Genomic DNA, 21288 nt, shown 5'->3' with positions numbered 1-21288 from the left:
TTGCGCGAGTTGGGCTAAATCCGGTGCATCTCTACTTTCCGTATGGGTGTTGCGTCCTCTGCAACACCTGTCCGAAGTGGAGTGCGCTGACCACCGCGATTCGGCTTCCGGCGGCGACGAGTGGATCCTCGTCACCGCCGGGAGCGGTGTCAGGTCAGCACGATTCGCGGAAGCCGCTGTCCGGGCCGGTGCCGCAGCCGGTGACGCCGGTGTTGGCCAGCGCCAAGTCACGTGCCGGTGATGTCGTGACCGTGTAGTAGTCGTTGGTCACGGGGTCGGTGACGAACTGCGGGTCGGCGACTGGCGAGAGCTGGTCGCGGCCCGCCGTTCGCCACGCCGCGAGTGCCAGGTTCGAGCCGTTGGTGAAGTACGCGCCGGTCGCCGCGTTCGGGTCGTCGGCGTGCCAGAACACGTTGCGGTTGCTGTCGACCGAGTCGGTCGCGATGCCGCTCACCGTGGTCATCGCGATCCAGCGCGGCGTGGCGGCGGGCACGCCCGACACGACACCCGTCGGCGTGCGCAGTCGGACGATCGAATTCCACACGTCGACGTCGTCGACCGGGCCGTCGTAGCCGGAAAGGCCGATGCCCGAGCCGGGGACGTCGTCCATCGTCACGTGGGTGATGTCCAGGCCGGTGACGCCGGTCGCGAACACGCCGTTGCCGCGGCAGCGCGTGGCGTCCGCGGTCGTCTCCGCCGCCGTGCCGCCGCCCAGCGCCTTGCCGTAGCGCAAGCCGAACACCAGCACTCGCCGCACGACCACGTTGTCGACCCGCGTGCCCGCCCGGCCGATGGAGATGCCCGAGCAGGTGTTCCAGATCCGCAGGTTGTCGATCAACACCCGACGAGCCCGGTAGTGCAGCACGACGGCGTCACCGTTGGAGTTGTTGCCCGGCGCGTCGACGGCCAAGCGGGTGGGCAGCAGTTCCGCGAACTTGTTCCACGTCACCGCCGGTCCGGTCGTGGTCGGCGGGTCGGTGCCGCGGATGCTGACCTGGCGGCACGACTTGACGTCGACCGCGTTCTCCTCGATCGGAGCGCTGCCCGGCGTGTTGACCACCCGGTTGTCGACCAGGTCGATGTCGACGGGGTCGCCGAGCGGGTTGGTCACCGCGGTGTCGGCGTCGTTGTCGGTGAGGCACTGGACCGCGTCACCGCCGTTGTCGTGGAAGGAGTTCCGCTTCGCCTGGAGCCGCGCGACCGACTCGGCGGCCACCGCGCCGGAGCCCTCGATGCTGAGCGCGTTCGCGTCCATCCGGGTCCGTCCACTGGCCCACGCCTTGTGGAACGTGCCGTCGGACGCCTTCCAGCGGGAGAAGTTGGTGACCTCGTTGCCTTCGACGAGGACGTCCGCGACCTTCCCGCCACCGGTGTTGCCGACGCTGCGCACGAGGACGCCCATGCCGGCTTTGCCGTTCTTCACGACGTTGTCGCGGATGGCGACGTGGTTGATCGCACCGGAGCCGCTGGAGACGACGGTGAAGCCCGCGCCGTCACGGGCCGCGGTGTCGGCGCTCGATCCGCTGGACTTGTCGACGGTGAAGCCCTCGACCAGCCAGTAGGACAACGATCGGCCGTTGCTCGCGTCGAACTGGAACGTGGCGCGGTCCGCCGTGCTGGGAGAGGTCGGAGGGACGACGGTGGCGCCGCTCAAGCCGCGCAGGGCGATCGGCGCCGTCGCGGTGCCGGAGTTGGCCAGGTAGACACCGGACTCGGCGTAGGTGCCCGCCCGCGCGCAGGCGGTCTGCCCGGAGGTGAGGACGGCGGCGGCGTGGCCGAGGCTCTGCCAGGGTTGGGCGTTCGTGCCGGGCCCGGAGTCACCGGGTCCGGGCAGCGCCGGAGTGCCCGCGGCAGGGTCGACGTAGTGCGTGCACGGCTGCACCTGGGCCAGCCAAGCCGTGTCCGGCAGTGCCGTGGCACCGGGTAACGGGGTGGCCAGGGTCAGTTGTCCGTTCGGTGTGGCCGAGGCGGGTGCACTGGTCACCAGGACCGTGGCGACCGCGCAGGTGATGGCTGTCGTGGCGGCTGTCCACCCGCGGTGTCGGAGCGAAGAACGTCTGGTGCGCAAAGGGATCTCCCTCGGTGGGCGACAGGAAGGGGGCAGAGTGGTCGTCTCGTCGTGAGCGGCTGGTGAGCGGGCGTGATCAGCACTGGAGGCGCAGCTCAGAGCCTCAGGACCGTGACCAGGACTCGGATCGGCTCCAGCCGTTGCGCGGGCTCCCTCTCGACGGTCAGCAGCACCCAGCGCCGCTGGTTGGTGCGCACGCAGACCTTGGCGCCCTGGGACAGCGAGGAGAGCATGACCTTGCCGCCGCCCTGTTCGGGCAACCGCGGGCAGTCCGCCGTTCCAGCCTCGCGGTTGAGCAGGCGGACGACGTTGTACGCGCCCGCCAGTCCGGTGCGGGTGGTGTCCACACCGCTGATCTGGTCCGGCCCGGACATCGTGCGGTAGAGGTCGAGCTGGTTCCAGCCGGGATCGTCCTGGGCCGAGCCGACGTAGCGGTCGGTCGGCTCACCGGGCAGGACGTCGAGGTCGTACGCGGTTCCGGGGTGGACTTCGAGCGAGTACTCGTTGACGCCGGCCTCAGTCGGCGCGGCCGTGCTCGGTGCCTGCTGGACGGTCGATCCAGGTCCCGGCCAAGCCGTGACCACCGCCAGGAGCAGGATCGCTCCGCACAGCGCGAACACCTGCCTCGTCGACCTCCTGCGGGGGTTCTCGTCACCTGGGCCGCCGCGGCTTTCCAGGCGGTCGTCGGGTACCGCCCGAGGTGGTCCGGCGCCGGGCCGGACGACCGGGACCTCCTCCCTCACGATCGACTCGTAGAGGTCGCGCAGCGGCGCGGCGGGTTCGGTGCCGAGCTGGTCGCGCAGGACGGAGCGCAGATCACCGTAGACGCGCACGGCGGCAGACGGCCTTCCGGCGCGGCACAGCGCCGTCATCAAGGATTCGCAGGCCGACTCGTCGAACGGATCCTCGTCCACGACCGCCGTGAACCCCCGCACCGCGTCCTCGACCCGGCCGTCGTTCAGGTCGGCCTCAGCGAGGCCGGCTCTGACCCGCCGCCGCAGCAGCGTCAACCTGCCGGCTTCGTCGGCGAGCACAGGACTTTCGTCCACGTCCTCGAACGGCGAGCCCCGCCAGAGCGAGAGCGCGTCGCGCAACACGGTGGCCGCCGCCGCGTGTTCTCCCCGTTCCACCAGGGAAAGCCCGCCGCGCGCGGCATCGCCGAACCGCAGGACGTCGACGTGGTTCGCGCCGATGTCGAGGCGGTACCCGTCCGGCACCAGCCTCAGCACCCTGGACTCCACCCGCGCGCCCCGCTCGGGTTCGAGAACCCGGCGCAGATGGCTGATGTAGGTCTGCAGCGTGTTGGTCGCCGATGGCGGGGGCGAGCCCTGCCACAGCTCGTCGACGAGCGTCGACGACGACACCGTGGTGCCGGACCGCACGGCGAGGACCGCCAGGAGCGTGCGAGGTTTGCGGGCGGCGATGGTCACGACTTGTCCGGAACGCACCACCTCGACGGAGCCGAGCAATCGAATGTCCACAGACCACACCTCAGGCGGGGAATGCCGTGATTGGCGCTGGAGTCCAGCAAATCAATGTTGCAGAGGTGGGAACGGGGCGTTCAGAAGATTTCCGGTGATGGGCAGGTGGCTGTACTGGGTGGCATCTTGCACACAGGAGGTCTGTTGTAGGAATCCTGCATCAGGGTGATTCCGTGTCCGGCGCTCGGGTTTTCCCGCACATTGCGGGTTTGCCGCGCAGAATTGTGGCCATACGGCAGGGTGTTGCACAAATGCGTATTCATCTAGTATTGATATATATCTGACGTTTCGCAGTTATGCGGCGGCTGAACTGCTGGTCACAGGCCCGGCAGGATATTGATCGAGTGTGTCCTGGCCTGCGGCGATGGCGGTAATTCGGGCTCGTCGGAAGGCGATGAGCATGTCGTCGATGCTCACGTGGGTCTTCTTGCGATTCCAGGGCGCCCGAGCACGGGCGGCGGCCAGGTCGGTGTCGGCGGTCGCCTGTTCGGCGTACCAGAGGACGAGGATGGTCAGGCCCAGCATCGCGAAGGGCACGCCGCGTTCGACCGCGAGAGGAAGCCGGTTGGCGGCGTCCCCGGCACCTATCAGGATTTTCGAGTCCTTGATGGACTGTTCCACCGACCACCGGTCGGCGTAGCGGGACACGAGCGTCTCGGCGGAGGCGTCGGTGTCGGTGGACACCAGCGCGATGTCGTAGGGCCGGGTCGAGTCGATCTCCTTGACCAGTACCACCGTCACCGGGGTGCGGTGCAACGATCCCCACCACAGACAGGTGATGGTGGCGATGTGCACGGTCCCGGTCTTCCCGTAGCGGGTCACCGACACCTCACGCCATGCGGCGGTGGCGGCCAGGTCGGTGCAGGTGCCCAGTCTCGGGCCTTTCCACGCCGGGTGGCCTCGTTTGCCGGTAGGACCTGGCGGCAGGGCGTGGAGCACGGCGTTGGCCGCCAGTCGGGCGGTGAACGTGGTGGTGCCGGGCAGGGTGCGCCACGCGGGCCCCCGGTAGGCCGCGTCGGCGATCACGTGCACGCGTCGTTCGGGGAACGCGCGGGTGAGCAACCCGACCAGGACACGGGCCGCCTCCGGCTTCGACACCCCGGATCGGGGGATATGCAGCCGGAATAGGACCGGCAGGCAGACCACCCTCGCCAGGAACGGCACCGTCACCACCAGTCCGAGGACCACGAAGCAGTTGCCGCGTCCGATCCCGTCACGGCCTGTCGCGGAGCCGTCGTGCTGCCAGAACACTGCGTGGGTCGCCGTGCCGTAGCGGTGGAACAGGGTGTCGTCGACCACCACCCGCAAGGCTGTTCCGGCCGGGACGAACCGGGCGACCACCAGCCGTGCGACCAGCAACCCGAGCGAGTCGAGGTCCCAGCGGGCGTGGGAGAAGAACCGGTGCGCACGGGCATGATGGGACCGTCCCGCCAGCCCGGTGGCGCTCCACATCCCGGTCACCGTGCGGGAACCGGTGGCACCCAGCAGGCCGGTCATCAGCGCGGTGAAGGTGGCGAAGGTCGGCGCGGTGAACACACGCCGCAGCCCTTCGAGCACGCATGACAGGCCGGACGGTACGGTAGCGACTGGAAGCATCGGCGAATCTCCCGGCGACGGGCGGTTACAAGGAACGCCGATGCTTCCCCTATGTCCGGCCGTCGCCGCCGTCACCCCTCGCGCCACGCGAAGATCAACCGCCGTGCCACCACGAAAAGTGCGAAACCTCAGTATATATAGGGGGATTTCGATATTTGCACTGTTGTCGCAAGAGTCGGTAGCTGTCGCGTTGCGTCTCCGTGGTCACCTCAGGTCGGTTCCCCGCGGTGACGGGCGGCGGCTGAGGGCTGGGCGGCGCGGAACGCGTCCGACGCCCTCGATTCGCGGTAGGAGACAACCGAGATGCACTCGAAGCGCCTGGTGACCCTGGCTGTCCTGGCGGCGGTGGGCGCGGTGCTGCTCAGCGCGTGCGACCCGATCAACGTCAGTGTGAACAGCAATCCTTCTCCGGAAAGCGTTGTCCCCTACGACGCCGAGGCTGTCGCGGGTGACGACGTCACGTTCGTGGACGGTCTGGCGTTGGACAACAAGGTGGCGGCGGGGACCGGGGACCTGGCGGGTCCCGACGCCTCACCGGAGGCCAAGGCGAAGTGGGTCCAGGTAGCGGCCGGGCGACGCCCGAGCTGAGTCCGTTGCTGATGAACGGTTTCGGGCGGGTGATGTACCGGTTCGACGAGGACACCGCGAAGCCGTCGAAGTCGAACTGCGACGCCGAGTGCGTCACGACATGGCCGCCGGTGGTGGTCGCGAAGGGCGCCACGGTCTACTTCAAGGACGTGCGGAAGCAGGACATCGGCCTCCTGGACCGCGCGGACGGCACCCGGCAGCTCACGGTCGGCGGCTGGCCCGCGTACTACTACGGCGGGGACACCGAACTCGCCGACACCAAGGGGCAGGGGGTCGGTGGCACGTGGTTCGGCATGGGCCCTGACGGCGCCAAGGCGCCAGCTGTGGGCTCCGGCGAGGACAACGTGGTGGAGCTGTTCGCCGACCCGAAGTTCACCGGTGACCCGCTCGGGACGATCCTCGGTGTCCAGTGCGTCGACGTCAGCACCTCGGCGGACGACCTCGCGTCCTCGATCAAGGTTAAGACCACATCTCATTTGGGGTTGTTGTGAGTAAGCAGGTCCAGCTTGATGGCTCGGCGGTAGCAGATCACCGCGCAGGCCAGCTGGGCGAATGCCAGGAAGTGGGCGGCCTTGCGTTCGTAGCGGCGCGCCAGCCGTCGGAACCGAGAAACCCACTCCAGGGTCCGTTCGATGACGTAGCGGTGGCGGCCCAGCTTCTTGGAGGACTCGATGCCCCGGCGGGCGATCCGGGCAATGATGCCCCGCCGCCGCAACGCCTTGCGGCAGGACAGGTAGTCATAGCCCTTGTCTCCGTGCAGCTTGCGCGGACGGTGACGAGGCCTGCCGACAGGCCCTTGACCGGGACCACACCGTCGACGACGGCCTCCAGTTCCAGGTGGTCGTTGCGGTTGGCCGCGGACACACCCACGGCCAGCGGGAGACCGCCGCGGTCGCTCATGGCGTGGATCTTGCTGCCGGGCTTGCCCCGGTCGACCGGGCTGGGGCCGGTCAGATCCCCCCTTTGACCGCCCTGACCTGCATACCGTCCACCGACGCACGCGACCAGTCGATCGCCCCGGCCGAGCCGAGCAGATCCAGCATCACCTGGTGCAGCCGGGCGAACACGTCCGCCTCGACCCACTCGGTGAACCGGCGATGCGCGGTCGGGGTGCTGACCCCGAACGACGCCGGTAGCGCCGACCAGGCACATCCGGTCCGCAGCACGTACAGGATGGCCGCCAGCACCATACGATCGTCCAGACGCCGCCGACCTCCGCACTGGTGGCGTTGCGGCGCATCGGGCAGCAACGGCTGTGCCAGCTGCCACAACGGCTCTGGGCACCACTTCTCTACATCGTTCATCGTTGATCAACGATATCGCCTACCTCGCAACACGCCCAAACGAGATACGGTCTAAGGGCAAGGTGAAGATCTGGTCCGAGAAGAAGTGCAAGGGCAAGTCCCTCGACGTGGCCGCGGACGTCGACGACCTGAGGACCGTGGGCTTCGACGACGCCATCTCGTCGATCTTCCTGGGCTGACCGCCGGCCGACCGGCTTGGTGATCACCTAGGTCGGGAGCGCGACCGGGAATTATCGGTGCTCCGCGCTGCGGTTCGCCGTGAACACCCAGAACGTGCGGATTCTCGACGAATCCCGCGCCGAGGCGATCGCGCGGGCGATCCCGGAATCCGGCGTGGAGCGGTGGATGGAGCTCGCCCGCCCGGCCGCGCTCCTGACACCGGGCGGGGACGGGCCGACGGCACGGATGAGGTGCTGCACGTGCCGGAAGGCGCGGCTGTGGAGAAACGGGAGTTGGATCCTTCGTCGTGAAGACCCGGCTCCGAGGTGGTGTCGGCCGACCCGACGACTGGGTCCTGCTGCTGGAGTTCAACCTGCACATGGCGTCGAGCGGGGGCGCGGCCGTTTTCTGGACGATCCAACGCGACGACCTGGTCGCACGACGCTTCGACCGCGCGCAGGTCGTCCTGGACTACAACCCCTGAGGCGATCATCGCGGCGCACATCACCACGGTCACGGCCCCCGATCGTGTGAAATGCGACTTCGCTGGAACTCAACGCACGCCCGGCACGACTTCCTCCACGTCTGCCGCTCCACGCGGTTCGACCTCCGGACGCTCCACGAGCACTTTCGTCGCGCACGTGCGTCCCGAGTCCGTCACGTCGTGCCGGTCCGCCGCTTCGGCTACTGGCCCGACGTCACGGACTCCGCCACCTTGCCCGCCAGCACGTCGTGCACGGTGAACCGCTCCAACTCGGTCGCGACGGCCCCGGCGACGGCGTGGTCGAGGGCGGTCAGCGACTCCTGGACGCCGCGGCCGACCGCGCACGACGGGTCGGGGCCGTGCAGGCCGAGTACCGGGTCGGTGCCCTGGAGGAGTCGCCAGACGGTCGCGAGCGGGATGTTGTGGGCGTTGGCCGCCAGTTCCCAGCCGCCGTGCACGCCGGGGCGTGACCGGACCAGGCCCGCCTCGCGCAGGGGGCCGAGGACGCGGCGGACGTAGACCGGGTTGACGTTGGTGCTCGCGGAGAGTTCCTCCGAGCTCACGGGGTGTTCGCCGGTGTCGCCCGCGAGGTAGGTGAGCACGTGCACGGCCACCGCGAACTGCGTGTTCTTCGACCGCGCCATGCCCCCATGTTGCCATATCGCAACTGTTGTGGCTACGGTTGAGGTGATTCGCAACAGTTACGACTACGAATTGGATCCAGCATGACGATCGCCATCACCGGAGCCTCCGGCCCCCTGGGACGTGCCACCGCCGACCTCGTGCTGCGGACCGTCGACCCGCGCGAGGTCGTGCTCACGACGCGGCACCCGGAGTCGCTCGCCGACCTGGCGGCCCTCGGCGTCGAGGTGCGGCGCGTCGACTTCACCGATCCGGGCACGCTCACCACCGCGTTCACCGGGGTCGACCGGCTGCTGGTCGTCTCCACCGACGCGATCGGCGCCCGGCTCGACCCGCAGCGCGCCGCCATCGCGGCCGCGGCGGAGGCGGGAGTCGGGCACGTCGTCTACACCTCCGTCCCCGAACCGGTGCCCGCCAACCCGGCGCTGGTGGTCGCCGACCACGCGGGCACGGAGCGGGCGCTGCGCGACGCCGGTCCGAAGTGGACGGTGCTGCGCAACAACCTGTACGCGCACATGCAGGTTCCGGTCGTCCGGCAGGCCATCGCGTCGGGCAGCCTCGTGACCAACGGCGGCACTGGCGCCACCGCCTACGCGACCCGCGAGGACTGCGCCGCGGTGGCCGCCGCCGTCCTGACGCAGGACGGGCACGAGGGGCGGGCCTACGACGTCACCGGACCCGAGGCCCTGACCGCCGCCGACCTGGTGGCGATCGCCAGGGGGATCGGCGGCCGCGAGGTCGAGCTGGTCGACGTCGACGACACCGCGTTCGCCGCCGGTCTGCGGGCCGCAGGGCTGCCGGACGGGGCCGCGGAGCTGGTGGCGTCGTTCGGCGCGGCGACCCGCGGCGGCTACCTCGCCACCGTCAGCCCGACGGTCGCCGACCTCACCGGCCACCGGCCGACGGCGCTGGCGGACGTCCTCCGGGCAGCGCTGGCATGACCGGCGCGGCCGTCCTGCTGGTGCTCGGCGCACTGGTCGCGCTCGGACCGCTGTCCACCGACGCCTACGTGCCCGGACTGCCCCGGCTCGCCGAAGACCTGGGCGGCTCCGCGTCCGCCGCCCAGCTGACCGTGACCACCTGCCTGATCGGCCTCGCGGTCGGCCAGCTCGTGGCCGGGCCGATGAGCGACGTGCTGGGCAGGCGGCGGCCGCTGCTCCTGGGGCTCGCGGTGTACACGGCGGCGGGGTTCCTCTGCGCCGCCGCCCCGAACATCGGGATCCTCGTCGCGTGCCGGGGCGTGCAGGGCGTGGGCGGCGCGTTCGCCCTCGTCATCGCCTACGCGTGCGTGCGCGACCGCTACACGGGGCAGGCGGCCGCCCGCTACTTCTCGCTCCTGCTGCTCGTCACGGGTCTCGCGCCGGTGCTCGCACCCCTTGCGGGAGCCCAGATCCTGCGGTTCTCCGACTGGCGCGGGGTCTTCGTCGCGCTCGCCGTGCTGAGCGGCGTCGTGCTCGTCGCCTGCGCCGTCGCGCTGCCGGAAAGCCTGCCACCGCAACGACGTTCGTCCGGCGGCCTGCGGGCGACCGGCGCGGTGTACGGCCGGCTGCTCGGGGACCGGCGGCTCGTCGGGTACGCGCTGGCCAACGCGTTCGTCTTCGCCGCCATGTTCGCCTACATCGCCGGTTCGCCCTTCGTGCTCCAGGACGTCCACGGCCTGTCCCCGCAGCAGTACAGCCTGGTGTTCGCCGTGAACGCGACCGGCCTGGTCGTCGCGGCGCAGGCGAGCGGGCGGCTCGTCCGCCACGTCGACCCGCGGACGCTGTTGGCGGCGGGCGTGTTCGGCTCGGCGGCGGGCGGCATCGCACTGCTCGCCGTCGTGGCCACCGGAGCGGGGCTGTGGCCGATGCTCGCCGCCTTCTTCGTCGTGGTCACGAGCGTGGGCCTGGTGCTGCCGAACGCCCCGGCGCTGGCGCTGGAGGACCACGGTTCGCACGCGGGTGCCGCCGCGGCACTGCTCGGCTGCACCCAGTTCCTCTTCGGCGGTCTCGCCGCGCCCCTGGTGGGCCACGGCGCGCTGACCATGGCCGCGGTCATGGCCGCGCTCGGCGTCGCGGCGGCGATCGTGCTCGTCGCCCTGCTCCCCTCACACCACGACTCGCGGCACCCTGCCGCACCAGGAGGTCCAGCATGACCACCGACACCCTCCACCTGCGCCGCCTGGCCTGGGCGGGCGTGGAGATCCGGCTCGACGACACCCGCCTGCTGATCGACCCGCTCGAGCACGCCGAACCGCTCGCCCCGGTCATGGGGCGGCCCCGGCAGCCGTTGCCGCCCGTCGACACACCCGCCGGGACCCACGCCCTGATCACCCACCTGCACCCGGACCACTACGACCACGACCTGATCGCGCGCATCGCCGCCCCCGGCACCATCGGCTGCCATACGCCGGTCGCACCCGCCCTGCGGGAGGCGGGCCTCGACCCGGTCCCGCAGGAGATCGACCAGCCGCGGCGGATCGGCCCGTTCACCGCGACACCGGTGCCCTCACTGGACTGGCGCGGCCACGACTCCGACCAGGTCGCGTGGATCGTGGAGGGCGGCGGCCGCCGGATCATCCACTGCGGCGACACCATGTGGCACGGCGACTGGTGGCGGATCGCCCGCGACCACGGCCCGTTCGACCTCGCCTTCGTCCCCGTCAACGGCGTCATCGCCCGCTTCGAGGGCTACGACGCCACCGTCCCGGTCACCATGACTCCCGAGCACGCGATCGAGGCCGCCGTCGCGCTCGGCGCCACCAGCGCGTGCGCGATCCACCACGGCCTCTTCCACAACCCGCCCACCTACACCGAACAGCCCGACATCGAGCGGCGCTTCCGCCTGGCCGCGGAGGCGCGCGGCATCATGCCGGTGCTCGTGCCCGACGGCGCCCTCGTCCTCTTGGGGTGAGCAGCACGCCGGGAATGACGCCCTCGCGGTCGAGGTCGCGTCGGGCGTCGTCTGGCAGGGCCCGGCGGAGGTCGCGGTAGGCCGGTTTGGGCAGTCGCAACGCGCTGAGGGCCGTACCGACGGCACGAGCGAATTCGGCGACGGGCCGCTGCACCAGCGCCCGGTACGAGCGGGTGGCCGTGGCCCCCGCCTCGAACACGACGGTCGGGCCGAGGGGCCGGGGAGCGCCATCGCGTGCGGTCGCCGTCCGTCGCGGGTCCTGACCCATTCCGACGTGCCCTGGCTGTGCCCCACCGCCCGACCCCCTCCGTGGAGTTGGGGCATCCCAACTCCACGGAGGTGCGGCACACCGAAGGCTCGGACTCGTCGACCGGGGTGGGTGCTTGATCCACGGCCCGTGGATGGCACCCTTGGCAGGTCAACTGAAGATCGCGCGCGTGCGGGGGAAGTCCGGTGGGAATCCGGCGCTGACCCGCAACGGTGTGCCGCTCCTCGCGGCGAGCCCGATCACCCGCACCGCGCGTGCGCTCCAGCTCCTGTCGTGGCTCGCGGGAAAGGGATCACCGTCGATGAGACGTCGTGTCGTCACCGTCGCACTGCTGTGCGCCGTGTCCTTGTTCGTTCCGACCACCACCGCCTCGGCCACTCACGACCGCGCCGACGCCGCCGCCGGGTGGCTCGCCCGCCAACTGGTGGACGGTGAACGCGTCGAGGTCGACTTCGGTGGCGTGAAGTACCCGGACCAGGGCGCGACCGTCGACGCGGTCTTCGCGTTCGCGGCCGCCCGCGCCTCCGACGACTTCGCCGACCGCGCGATCGCCTGGCTGGCGAAGCCGGAGATCACCGCGGGCTACCTGGGTTCCGACGGCGAGGCGTACGCGGGCGCGCACGCCAAGCTGCTGCTCGCCGCCGAGGTGACCGGGAAGGACCCCGCGACCTTCGGCGGGGTCGACCTGGCCACCGGCCTCCGCGGCCTGCTCACGCCGTCGGGCCGGTTCTCCGACCGGTCGGCGTTCGGCGACTACAGCAACGCCTTCACGCAGTCGCTCGCCCTGCTGGCGCTGGACCGCACGTCCGCGGGCGCGCCCGCGTCGGCGGTGGACTTCCTGGTGGGCACCCAGTGCCCGGACGGCGGTTTCCCGCTCTCGTTCGGGGTCATGCCGTGCGCGAGCGACATCGACGCGACCGCGCTGGTCACGCAGGCGTTGCGCGCCAACGGGAAGAACCTCGACGCGCGCGAGGGGCTGACCTGGCTGGTCGGCGTGCAGGCGGCGAACGGCGGGTTCGGCGTCGGGACGTCCGCGCCCAACGCCAACAGCACGGGGCTCGCCGCGCAGGCGCTCTGGTCCGGCGGACGGCTGCTCGCCGCGGTCAAGGCCAAGTCGTTCCTGCGGACGCTCCAGGTCGGGTGCGCGGGTCCCGTCGCGGATCGCGGCGCCATCGCCTACGACGCGACGGGTTTCGACCCGCTGACGGCCGGTCGGTCCACGGCCCAGGGTGTTCTCGGGCTCGCGGGTGTCGGCCTGGCGAACCTCCACAGCGGCGGTCAGCACGCGGCGCCCGTCCTCACCTGCCCGTAGCGGAACGGCCGGGCGCGGGTCAGCCCCGCGCCCGGCCGGGCACGAAGTCGACGACCGGGTCGAACGCGGCCCGTCGCGCGGCCCGGCGGAACACCGCCAGCACCGCGGGGCCGACGAGCAGGATGGCGACCAGGTTCGTGATCGCCCGGCCGGTGTCCCAGCCCGCCGTGGACGTCAGCAGCGTGAAGACGGCGAACCGGTGCAGGTTCTCCAGCACCGGCGCGCCCGCGACGAACGACAGCTGCGTGCCGACCCCGGCGGTGAACGGCCAGAACCACATGTTCATCAGGAAACCGAAGAAGTACGCCGAGAACACGCCGTAGGCGGCGAGCATCGCGATCTCGGCGCGCCCGGACACCTTGCGGGGCAACAACCCCGCCCCCAGTCCGACCCACGACGAGCACAGCATCTGGAACGGCAGCCACGGGCCGACGCCCGCGGTCAGCAGCGCCGACGCGAACAACGACGTCGAGCCGAGCACGAAACCGAAGCCCGGCCCGAACACCCTTCCGCTGAGCACCAGCATGAAGAACACCGTCTCGATGCCCGCCGTCCCCGCGCCCAGCGGCCGCAGCGCCGCGTTGATCGCGGACAGCACCCCGAGCATCGCCAACGCCTTGGAATCGATGCCACCGCTGGAGATCTCGGCCAGCACGATGGCGATCAGCACCGGCAGCGTGATGATGAAGATCAGCGGCGCGTCGGCGGCGTGGCCCAGCGCGGCGGGTTCGGGCGGCGAGAACAGCGGCCAGAAGAACATGGCCAGCCCGGCCAGCGACGCGAGGCCGAGCACCAGGGCGCTGCGCGGGGTGATCCGCACCGTGCGGGGGTCGGTGGCGCGGTCCGTCACGACGGCTCCTCCAGCGCTCGGGCGACTTCGCCGACGGTGAGCCATTCCAACGGGTGCAGCACCTTCGCGACCTGCGGGGCGAACGCGGGGGAGGACACCACGACGTCGGCGGTCGGCCCGTCGGCGACGATCTCGCCCTCGGCCAGCACGACGACCCGGTCGGCGACGTCGGCCACGAACTCCACGTCGTGGGTCGACACCACGACCGCGCGCCCGTCGCCCGCCAACTCGGCGAGAATGGCCGCCAGGTGGCGTTTCGCGCCGTAGTCCAGCCCGCGGGTCGGCTCGTCCAGCAGCACGATCCGCGGCGCGGCGGCCAGTTGCACGGCCAGCACGAGCGCCAGCCGTTGTCCCTCGGACAGGTCGCGCGGGTGCCGGTCGTCGGGGATGCCCGGCGCGAGCCGGTCGAGCAGCGCGCGGCACGTCCCCGCTCCCGACTCCGATTCCCGGTCGGCCTGCGCGCACTCGGCGAGGACGGTGTCCAGGTACAGCAGGTCCGTCGGGGTCTGCGGCACGAGCCCGACGAGCCCGCGCGCCGCCTTCGGCTTGAGGTCGGCCGGGTCCACGCCCCGCACGGACACCGTCCCGGCCTGTCGGGGGCCCGATCCCTGCAACGCCCACAGCAGCGACGACTTGCCGGAACCGTTGCGCCCCATGACCGCCGCGATCCGCCCCGGCGCCAGGTCGAGGTCGAGACCCCGCACGGCGACCAGGGAGCCGTACCGCACGACGATCCCGCGCGCGGTCAGCACCGGGTCGGCCGTGCTGGGCGTGGGAACCGGCCGGGTCAGTCCGGCGAGCCGGTCGCGCAGCCCGTGCGCCACCCGCCGCGCGTCGCGCACGGACAGCGGCAGCGGCGACCAGCCCGCGAGCCTGCCCAGTTCCACCACGGGCGGCGCGATCTCCGACACCGCCATGACCTCGCGCGGTGTTCCGCCGATCACGGAGCCGTCGCCGGTCAGGTACAGCATCCGGTCGGCGAAGTGCGCCACGCGCTCCATCCGGTGCTCGGCCACCAGCACCGTGACGCCGAGGTCGTGCACCAGCCGCGTGATGGCGGCCAGCACGTCCTCGGCCGCGGTCGGGTCCAGCGCGGAGGTCGGCTCGTCGAGCACCAGCACCCTCGGGTGCGCGGTGAGCACCGACCCGATGGCCACCCGCTGCTGCTGACCGCCGGACAGCGTCCTCAGTGGACGGTTGCGCAGCTCGGCGATGCCCAGCAGGTCGAGGGTTTCCTCCACGCGCTTGCGCATCACGTCCGGCGGCACCGCCAGCTGCTCCATGACGTAGGCCAGCTCTTCTTCGACGGTGTCGGTGACGAAGCCCGCGAGCGGGTCCTGCCCGACCACGCCGACCACGGCGGCGAAGTCGCGCGGCTTGTGGTCGCGGGTGTCCAGCCCGGCCACGACGACCCGGCCCGCGAGCCGTCCGCCGGTGAAGTGGGGGACGAGCCCGTTGACCGCGCCGAGCAGGGTCGACTTGCCCGCGCCGGTCTTGCCCGCCACCAGGCACAGCTCGCCCTCGTCGACGGTGATGTCCACATGGGACAGCGTCGGCCGGTCGGCTCCTGGGTAGGTGACGGTGACGTCCTGGAACTCGATCACCGGGAGGCCTCCGCGGTCGACGGTGGTGGCGGGGCGATCCACGCCGGGAGCAGGCCGATCAGCACGCCGACGGCGGGCAGCGCCGCGAGCTGGGGCCAGCGCAGCGGGCTCAACGACGGGTAGAGGTTCGCCGCGTCCACCGACGACGTCAGGTAGAGCACGGCGGCCGCGCCGACGCCGCAGGCCGCGACGGCGACGTCGGCGGCCCGCCAGCGGTCGGGCCGGTAGGCGGACTTGGCCACGTTGCGCCCGCAGAGCAGGAACCCCGTTCCCGCCACGGCGAGTCCGGCCAGCAGCAGCGGCACGCCGAACGCGCGGGTGGTGCCGTCCATGAGCCCGTACACCCCGACGCACACGCCGAGCAGCCCGACGACCACCAGCGTCCCGGTGGTGCGGCGCAGCGCGGCGGGGGCGTCGCCGGAGCGGCCGTACCCGCGGACGTCCATCGCCGCGGCCAGCGCGAGCGAGCGGTCCATGGCGTCCGACAACACCGGGATGATGATCCCGTGCAGCGCGCGCATCCCGCGTTGACCGCCACCGCGCAGCCGCCGGGCCCGTTTCACCCGCAGCACGCTCTCGGCGAGCTGCGGTGCGACGGACAGGGCGACGACGACCGCCGCGCCGACCTCGTACAGCGCGGACGGCAGGCTTTTGAGCATCCGCTTCGGGTTGGCCAGCGCGTTCGCCGCTCCGACGCAGATCAGCATGGTGGCCAGCCGCAACCCGTCGTAGAACCCGCCGAGCAGCTCCTCCAGGGTGAAGGGGCCGAGCAGCTGGATGCCCGCGGCGATCGCCGGCAGCGGGATCTCCGGCAGCACCAGCAGCACGTGCTCGCCCTGCGGGCCGCCCAGCAGGATCCGGAACAGCACGCGCATCACCACGACGACCGCGCCGAGGTAGACGTAGAGCCGGAACGCGAACGCCCACGGCGCGTCGCCCCGCCGGTTCACCACGACGAAGGCCACGACGGCGAGCACCATGGCCAGCAGCACCGGGTTCGTGGTGCGGCTGGCCGTCACCGCCATGCCCAGCGCCCACAGCCACCACGCGGCCGGGTGCACCGCGCGGGGCAGGCGGTACCGCGACCCGGCCGTGCGGGTCGGCTCGACGGACAGGGTCACCGGTCGGCCGCGCGCCTGCGCCGGAACCCGACCACACCGCCCGCGATCGCCAGCAGCAGCACGGCTCCGGCCCCGACGAGCGCGCCGACCGGACTGTTCGACCGGTCCTCGGCCGCCGTGTTCTCGACTTCACCCGACCACGTCGCGCTGTCCGTTGTGGACGGAGCGGCGGCCGGTTCCCCGGACGTGCTGGGCCCGACCGAGGCGGACGCCGACGCCGACCCGGAGGTCGGGGTCGATGCCGGTGGTGTGGTCGTGGTGACGGCACCGGGTGCGGCGGGGGTTCCGGGCGCGGGCTTGCCGGGCTGCGCGGGACTCCCCGGCTGAGCGGGAGCGCCCGGCTGGACAGGAGCGCCCGGCGGTGGCACGACCGGCGGCTTCGTGGTCGTCGGGGCGGCGACCGGCCGCACCGGTGCGACGCGCGGCGGCGGGTTCGTCGTCTCGGTCTTGTCCAGCGAGAACGACCAGCCCTCGAAGCTGCCCGCGGGCGGCTTGCGGTTGATCACTCCCTTGTCGCTGTACGTCCACGCCCCGCCGTTGGAGGCGTGCCAGTACGACCAGTAGGCGCGGGCGGGCGGGGTGTCGATGCAGGCCTCGGAGTTCGCCGCGGGTTTGCCCTCGATGCGGCAGATGAACCCCTCGCCCCACCGCTGGGTCCCGGTGATCCCGATGCCCGAGTTCTTCAACGCCGCCAGGCCGGTGGCCTGGTCGCCCGTCGCGCACCGGACGATCGTCGAACCGCCCAGCTCCTGGAAGTCGACGACCACGGTGATCCCGCTCGCGTCCGGGCAGAATCCCTGCGACCCCTGCGCCAGCGCGGGGTTCGGGAAGCCGAAGGTCGTGGCGAGCACCAGCAGGGCGGCCAGGGCGAACCGCGTCATCGCGGAGGTCCCACGACGCGCCGCCTGTCGGTGAACCACACCAGCGCGCCGAGAGCGATCAGGAGCACGGCCAGGGTGGTGAGCCCGGTGAGCGGGGCGCCGGTGTGCGCGAGCCCGGTGCCCGTCGTCCCGGAGTCGTCGTCCGCGGTCTCCGGGATCGTGTCGGTGGTCGTGGTCTCCTCGGTCGTCTCGGTGGTGGACTCCGTGGTCGTCTCGGCCGTCGTGGTGGTCGTCGGGGACGTCGTCGTGGTCGTGGTGGTGGTGGTCGTCGTGGAGGACGACGATGACGGCGGATCGGTCTTCTCGCCGAGGTCGCCGAAGGGCACCATCGCGAGCCCGAGGGCCGCCTGCGCGCTCGCCCGCCGCCACTGGTCGCGCGAGAACTCGGGGATGCCGCCCGCGACCGCTTCGTCGAACGCGTCGTCGTTGTAGGCGATGGCACCGACCTCGGCCGACGCCTCGCCCGCGTTGTCCGTGGTGAGCTGGTGCTTCGCCAGGTACGCGGCGGCTTCGTCGGCGTCGGCATCGAGGCCCGCGGCGGCCAGCGCCTGACCCGCGAGCCCGGTGCTGTTGGTGTTGGACGGGTCGGTCGGACCGGAGCCGCCGAACGAGCCGTCGGCGCGCTGGATCTTCGCCAGCCACGCGGCGCCCTTGTCCGCCGCGGCCTTCGCGCCCTCGACCCCGGCCTCGTCCGCCGCGAGCAGCGCCTGCACGGCCATACCGGTGGAGTCGGGGTCGAGCACGGGGTTCGTCGCCTGGTCGCAGGTCGCGGCCGGGGTGCCGAACTGGTCGGGGGACAGCCGGAAACCGCCTTCCGCGCACTGCTGGCGCAGCAGGAAGTCCACGACGTTCTGCGGGACGTCTCCGGTGCGCGCGAGTCCGACGACGGCCAGGGACTGGGCGAACGTGTTGCTGCTGTCCGTGGCCACCCCCTTGTCCCGCACGCGGCCGGCGTTGTCGCCCTCGGCCGACACCAGGTCGAGCGTCTCCTCGCGCAGGTCGTAGCCGCCGAACTTCGTGGGATCGGACCCGGTCGCCACGGCGGCGACCAGCAGCTTCGCCGTGGCACCGGCGATGCGGACGTCCGGGACGCCGAAGTCGTCGTAGCTGTTGTAGTTGCGGACGTGCGCGGCCACCGCGTTGGTCACGGCGGTGAGCGCGCCCTGGTCCGCGTTGGTGGCCGACAGCGCGAACAGGCCGTCGATCGTCAGCCCCCAGTCCGGGCCCGCGAAGCCCGGCAGCGCCCCGTCGACCAGGTCACCGGCCAGCCACGACGCGGCTTTCGCCGCCTCGGCGGACTTGGCGGCCCCCGCGGGCTGCGCGAGCACCAGGAACCCGGTCGACACCATCGCCACCACGCCGAGCACGGCGGACAAACGCCGGGACAGTGCTGCGCCCACGACGACCCCTTTCAACCACGGAGGTCACGGCGGCGCCCGGACGGCCGGCTCCACCCACGCGGGGCACGGCGATCACGACACCGACCGCGACCTGCAGACCACGACAGGTTCACGAGTCACCCCTCGGGAAGGTGCTCCGGCTCGCGGCGCGGTCGGAACCGCGCCGCACACGGTTGCGGGTCAGCGCCGGACTCCGACCGGCTTCCCCCGCCCGAGGGCTGGTTTTCGTTGCACGGGCGGTATCGCCGCCCGGCGGTTCGACGTTAACGCACGTTCGCGCGTCGGTGGAGGACAGGACCGAAGTCGCCCGTCACGGACGAACCGGCGCCACGTCCGGCGGCGGGTTGTCGTTCGCGCCGTGGTTGAGGGAGAACGACCAGCCCTCGAAGCTGCCCTGCGGGGGCTGGCGGCCGCTCGCGCCCTGCTGGCTGTAGGTCCACGAGCCGCCGTTGGGCGCGTGCCAGTACGACCAGTAGGCGTTGGTGGGCGGGGTGTTCACGCACGCCTCGGTGGCCGAGGTCGGCAGGCCGTTGATCCGGCAGACGAACGCCTTGCCCCAGCGCTGGGTCCCGGTGACGGCGAATCCCGCGTTCTCCAGCGCCGCGAGCCCGGTGGCCTGCGCGCCCGGCGCGCAGCGGACCTCCGTCGTGCCGCCCAGCTCCTGGTAGTCGACGACGACCGTGACGCCGGTGGCGGTCGGGCAGTAGCCCGGCGTGCCCGCCAACGCCGTGATCGGACCGGCCGCGACCGGCGCGGCGACCGCCGCCGGGACGGGTGACAACGCCACCACCGCCACGCACAACGCCACCGCACGGCGTCGGAGGAACCCGCTCATGCCCACACCTTCCACCCAGGCGGCACGGGCGGCGGACCGCACCACGGGGTGACGGCCGACCACCCGCGATCCGCAGTCCACGACGGCTCACGAGCACCGCTCCCGGCGGGCATTCCGGCTCACGGCGGCGCACGGCCGTCGTCCACGGTTGCGGGTCAGCGCCGGGTTCAGACCGGCTTCCCCCGCTCAGGAGCGAGATGCAGTTGTCCGGCCGCCTCGTGCGGCCATCGGGTCGACGGTAACCCATGTCGCCGGGTGTCCGGGGCACGTCTTCGGATCGTGTGCGGGCTCACCCCGCCCGCACGGCGGTCAGCGGACGCCCTCCCACACGGCGCGCTCGTCGCCGGAGGGGTCGTGGACCTCGTCGACCTTGTCGGAGAGCAGGGCCGCGGCGCGGGTGCCGGTCGTGTACGGCGCCCAGCCGGGGTCGCCGCCGGTGATGAACGCGACCCACGCGCCGTGCACGGTGTCGGCGACGGCCTGCGAGGGCGTCTCGCCCACGCGCGGACGCACCTCCTCGCGGCCGATCGTGTCGAACACGAACGGGATCTCCGCCGCGTGGCACGAACCGAGCCCGCCGTTGGCGCCGGGCTCCGGGTGGTCGAAGCGGTACAACCAGGTCGTGCCCGCGGGCCGCGCCTCGGCGAGCCGGAGGGCGGGGATGCCGTAGAACCAGTCGGTGACGACCGCGGCCAGCACGTCGCCGGGGCTCGCGCCCGGCCGGTTGGCGCGGTAGACCGCGACGCCCTCGGGGCTCAGGCCGTACGCGCCAGCGCCGGCTTCGAGGGCGGCGTCGTCGATGAGGTCGATGGCACCGCCGGGGATCAGGAACAGCCGGGCCTCGTCGCGGTTCGACCCGATCAGCACCGGCACGCCGCTGCCCTGCCCGTCGGCGAACGCGTCCATCGGCATCCGCGGCAGCACGTCGCCGTCCACGACCGGCGCGAACGGCAGCAGGCTCAACGCGAGTTCGCGCCACCTGGCCGGGTCCGGCGCGGTCTGGGCCTCGGTGACGAGGTCGGAGGCGACCCGCACCAGGGTGTCGAGCGGGATGGCCGCGATGGCCTCGCGGGTGGGTTCCACGCCGAGCGCGTCGGCCAGGTAACCGCCGACCATCGCGCCCAGTTCCGGCGTCAGCGTGTTCACGTCGGCGCCGCTCTCCATGATCGCCCGCGCGAACAGGCCGTCGGCCAACGGCATCGACAGCAGCGTCGTGACGCTCATGGCGCCCGCGGACTCGCCCGCCACCGTGACGCGCGAGGGATCGCCGCCGAACGCGGTGATGTTGTCCCGAACCCACCGCAGCGCGGCGATCTGGTCCAGCAGACCGAGGTTCGCCGTCCCGTCGTCGAGGAACAGGAACCCGTCGGCGGCCAGCCGGTAGTTGATCGTCACGCACACGACCCCGTCACGGGCGAACGCCGACCCGTCGTACTCGGCGACCGACCCGGAGCCGTTCATGAACGACCCGCCGTGGATCCACACCAGGACCGGCAGTCCGGCGGCGTCGGTGTCCGGGGTCCACACGTTGAGGTTGAGGCAGTCCTCGCCGGGGATCACGACCTCGGGGAACAGCGGCCGGTACTGCGGCGGGTAGTCGCCCTTGGGCGAGGTCGGCCCGTACTCGGTGGCCGCGCGAGTCCCCGACCACGGCTCCACGGGCTGCGGCGGCCGCATCCGGTTCGCACCGAACGGCGCCGCGGCGTAGGGCACTCCCAGGAACGACATCACGCCGTTCGCCGTGCGCCCTTCGAGCGCGCCACCCCGGACGGTCACGATGGCGGACTGCACCATTTCGCTCAT

General features: G+C 71.9%; 18 protein-coding genes, 1 pseudogene and 3 riboswitches. Of the genes and pseudogenes, 7 read left to right on the top strand and 12 right to left on the bottom strand.

All coding sequences use genetic code 11. The annotated features are described in order from the left end of the window. Window positions 1-154: 154 nt before the first annotated feature. From RM788_RS07105 to RM788_RS07095, 3 genes are all read right to left on the bottom strand, one after another. On the bottom strand, window positions 155-1984 hold the full coding sequence (locus tag RM788_RS07105) for a hypothetical protein (RefSeq protein WP_315930720.1): 1830 nt from the start codon (window positions 1982-1984) through the stop codon (window positions 155-157). A gap of 179 nt (window positions 1985-2163) precedes the next feature. Next, window positions 2164-3549: an AfsR/SARP family transcriptional regulator gene (locus RM788_RS07100; RefSeq protein WP_315930719.1), complete on the bottom strand. Its 1386-nt coding sequence runs from the start codon at window positions 3547-3549 to the stop codon at window positions 2164-2166. Window positions 3550-3843: 294 nt separating this feature from the next. Beyond that, on the bottom strand, window positions 3844-5106 hold the full coding sequence (locus tag RM788_RS07095) for an IS701 family transposase (protein WP_315930718.1): 1263 nt from the start codon (window positions 5104-5106) through the stop codon (window positions 3844-3846). A 342-nt stretch (window positions 5107-5448) separates the two neighbouring features. Between RM788_RS07095 and RM788_RS07090 the strand changes: the two genes are divergently transcribed. Both RM788_RS07090 and RM788_RS07085 read left to right on the top strand, forming a co-directional pair. Continuing rightward, the gene (locus RM788_RS07090; RefSeq protein ID WP_315930717.1) at window positions 5449-5733 is read left to right on the top strand and encodes a hypothetical protein; all 285 of its coding nucleotides are present in this window, start codon (window positions 5449-5451) and stop codon (window positions 5731-5733) included. A gap of 11 nt (window positions 5734-5744) precedes the next feature. Continuing rightward, on the top strand, window positions 5745-6224 hold the full coding sequence (locus RM788_RS07085) for a hypothetical protein (RefSeq protein ID WP_315930716.1): 480 nt from the start codon (window positions 5745-5747) through the stop codon (window positions 6222-6224). On the opposite strand, the pseudogene RM788_RS07080 reads toward RM788_RS07085, so the two are convergent. Next, window positions 6206-7037: pseudogene (locus RM788_RS07080) on the bottom strand (IS5 family transposase). The gene RM788_RS07085 and the pseudogene RM788_RS07080 overlap by 19 nt on opposite strands. Window positions 7038-7503: 466 nt before the next feature. Here RM788_RS07080 and RM788_RS07075 point away from each other — a divergent pair. Next, window positions 7504-7680, top strand: a complete 177-nt coding sequence (locus RM788_RS07075; RefSeq protein WP_315930715.1) for a YwqG family protein — start codon at window positions 7504-7506, stop codon at window positions 7678-7680. 200 nt (window positions 7681-7880) lie between these two features. Here the strand turns inward: RM788_RS07075 and RM788_RS07070 are convergent, their stop codons facing one another. Continuing rightward, a complete protein-coding gene (locus tag RM788_RS07070; RefSeq protein WP_315930714.1) occupies window positions 7881-8324 on the bottom strand; it encodes an RrF2 family transcriptional regulator in 444 nt (147 codons plus the stop codon). An 81-nt stretch (window positions 8325-8405) separates the two neighbouring features. On the opposite strand from RM788_RS07070, the gene RM788_RS07065 reads away from it, so the two are divergent. The 4 genes from RM788_RS07065 (at window position 8406) to RM788_RS07050 (ending at window position 12794) form a co-directional block, all read left to right on the top strand. Next, window positions 8406-9263 (top strand): SDR family oxidoreductase, encoded by an 858-nt coding sequence (locus RM788_RS07065; protein WP_315930713.1) that lies wholly within the window; start codon window positions 8406-8408, stop codon window positions 9261-9263. Continuing rightward, a complete protein-coding gene (locus tag RM788_RS07060; protein WP_315930712.1) occupies window positions 9260-10456 on the top strand; it encodes a multidrug effflux MFS transporter in 1197 nt (398 codons plus the stop codon). Before RM788_RS07065 ends, RM788_RS07060 begins: the two co-directional genes overlap by 4 nt. Beyond that, window positions 10453-11214, top strand: a complete 762-nt coding sequence (locus RM788_RS07055; RefSeq protein ID WP_315930711.1) for an MBL fold metallo-hydrolase — start codon at window positions 10453-10455, stop codon at window positions 11212-11214. Before RM788_RS07060 ends, RM788_RS07055 begins: the two co-directional genes overlap by 4 nt. A gap of 442 nt (window positions 11215-11656) precedes the next feature. Beyond that, a riboswitch (cobalamin riboswitch) is annotated at window positions 11657-11727 on the top strand. A 56-nt stretch (window positions 11728-11783) separates the two neighbouring features. Then, window positions 11784-12794, top strand: a complete 1011-nt coding sequence (locus RM788_RS07050) for a prenyltransferase/squalene oxidase repeat-containing protein (RefSeq protein ID WP_315930710.1) — start codon at window positions 11784-11786, stop codon at window positions 12792-12794. Window positions 12795-12813: 19 nt separating this feature from the next. On the opposite strand, the gene RM788_RS07045 is transcribed toward RM788_RS07050, so the two are convergent. The 7 genes from RM788_RS07045 to RM788_RS07015 all read right to left on the bottom strand — a co-directional run bounded on the left by RM788_RS07045 (window position 12814) and on the right by RM788_RS07015 (window position 21288). Beyond that, the gene (locus tag RM788_RS07045; protein WP_315930709.1) at window positions 12814-13689 is read right to left on the bottom strand and encodes an ECF transporter S component family protein; all 876 of its coding nucleotides are present in this window, start codon (window positions 13687-13689) and stop codon (window positions 12814-12816) included. After that, window positions 13641-15248, bottom strand: coding sequence for an ABC transporter ATP-binding protein (locus tag RM788_RS07040; protein ID WP_315930708.1), 1608 nt, complete (start codon window positions 15246-15248; stop codon window positions 13641-13643). The genes RM788_RS07045 and RM788_RS07040 overlap by 49 nt, the downstream gene beginning before the upstream one ends. Next, window positions 15245-16369: a CbiQ family ECF transporter T component gene (locus RM788_RS07035; protein WP_315930707.1), complete on the bottom strand. Its 1125-nt coding sequence runs from the start codon at window positions 16367-16369 to the stop codon at window positions 15245-15247. Before RM788_RS07035 ends, RM788_RS07040 begins: the two co-directional genes overlap by 4 nt. Further along, window positions 16366-17250, bottom strand: coding sequence for an SCO2322-related protein (locus tag RM788_RS07030; protein WP_315930706.1), 885 nt, complete (start codon window positions 17248-17250; stop codon window positions 16366-16368). Before RM788_RS07030 ends, RM788_RS07035 begins: the two co-directional genes overlap by 4 nt. Further along, window positions 17247-18650 carry a prenyltransferase/squalene oxidase repeat-containing protein gene (locus RM788_RS07025; RefSeq protein ID WP_315930705.1) on the bottom strand — a complete coding sequence of 468 codons (1404 nt, stop codon included), beginning with the start codon at window positions 18648-18650 and terminating at the stop codon, window positions 17247-17249. Before RM788_RS07025 ends, RM788_RS07030 begins: the two co-directional genes overlap by 4 nt. 108 nt (window positions 18651-18758) lie before the next feature. Continuing rightward, window positions 18759-18880: riboswitch (cobalamin riboswitch) on the bottom strand. Window positions 18881-18960: 80 nt separating this feature from the next. Then, entirely contained in the window at window positions 18961-19485 is a 525-nt protein-coding gene (locus RM788_RS07020) for an SCO2322-related protein (RefSeq protein WP_315930704.1), read from the bottom strand. Window positions 19486-19592: 107 nt separating this feature from the next. Continuing rightward, a riboswitch (cobalamin riboswitch) is annotated at window positions 19593-19668 on the bottom strand. 126 nt (window positions 19669-19794) lie between these two features. Further along, complete coding sequence (locus RM788_RS07015; RefSeq protein ID WP_315930703.1) at window positions 19795-21288, bottom strand: carboxylesterase/lipase family protein; 1494 nt, start codon at window positions 21286-21288, stop codon at window positions 19795-19797.

This window comes from Umezawaea sp. Da 62-37 (assembly GCF_032460545.1).
In the GTDB taxonomy this organism is placed as follows: Bacteria; Actinomycetota; Actinomycetes; order Mycobacteriales; family Pseudonocardiaceae; genus Umezawaea.
The sequence above is the reverse complement of the archived record's forward strand: the minus strand, read 5'-3'. Positions and strand labels throughout refer to the sequence as shown.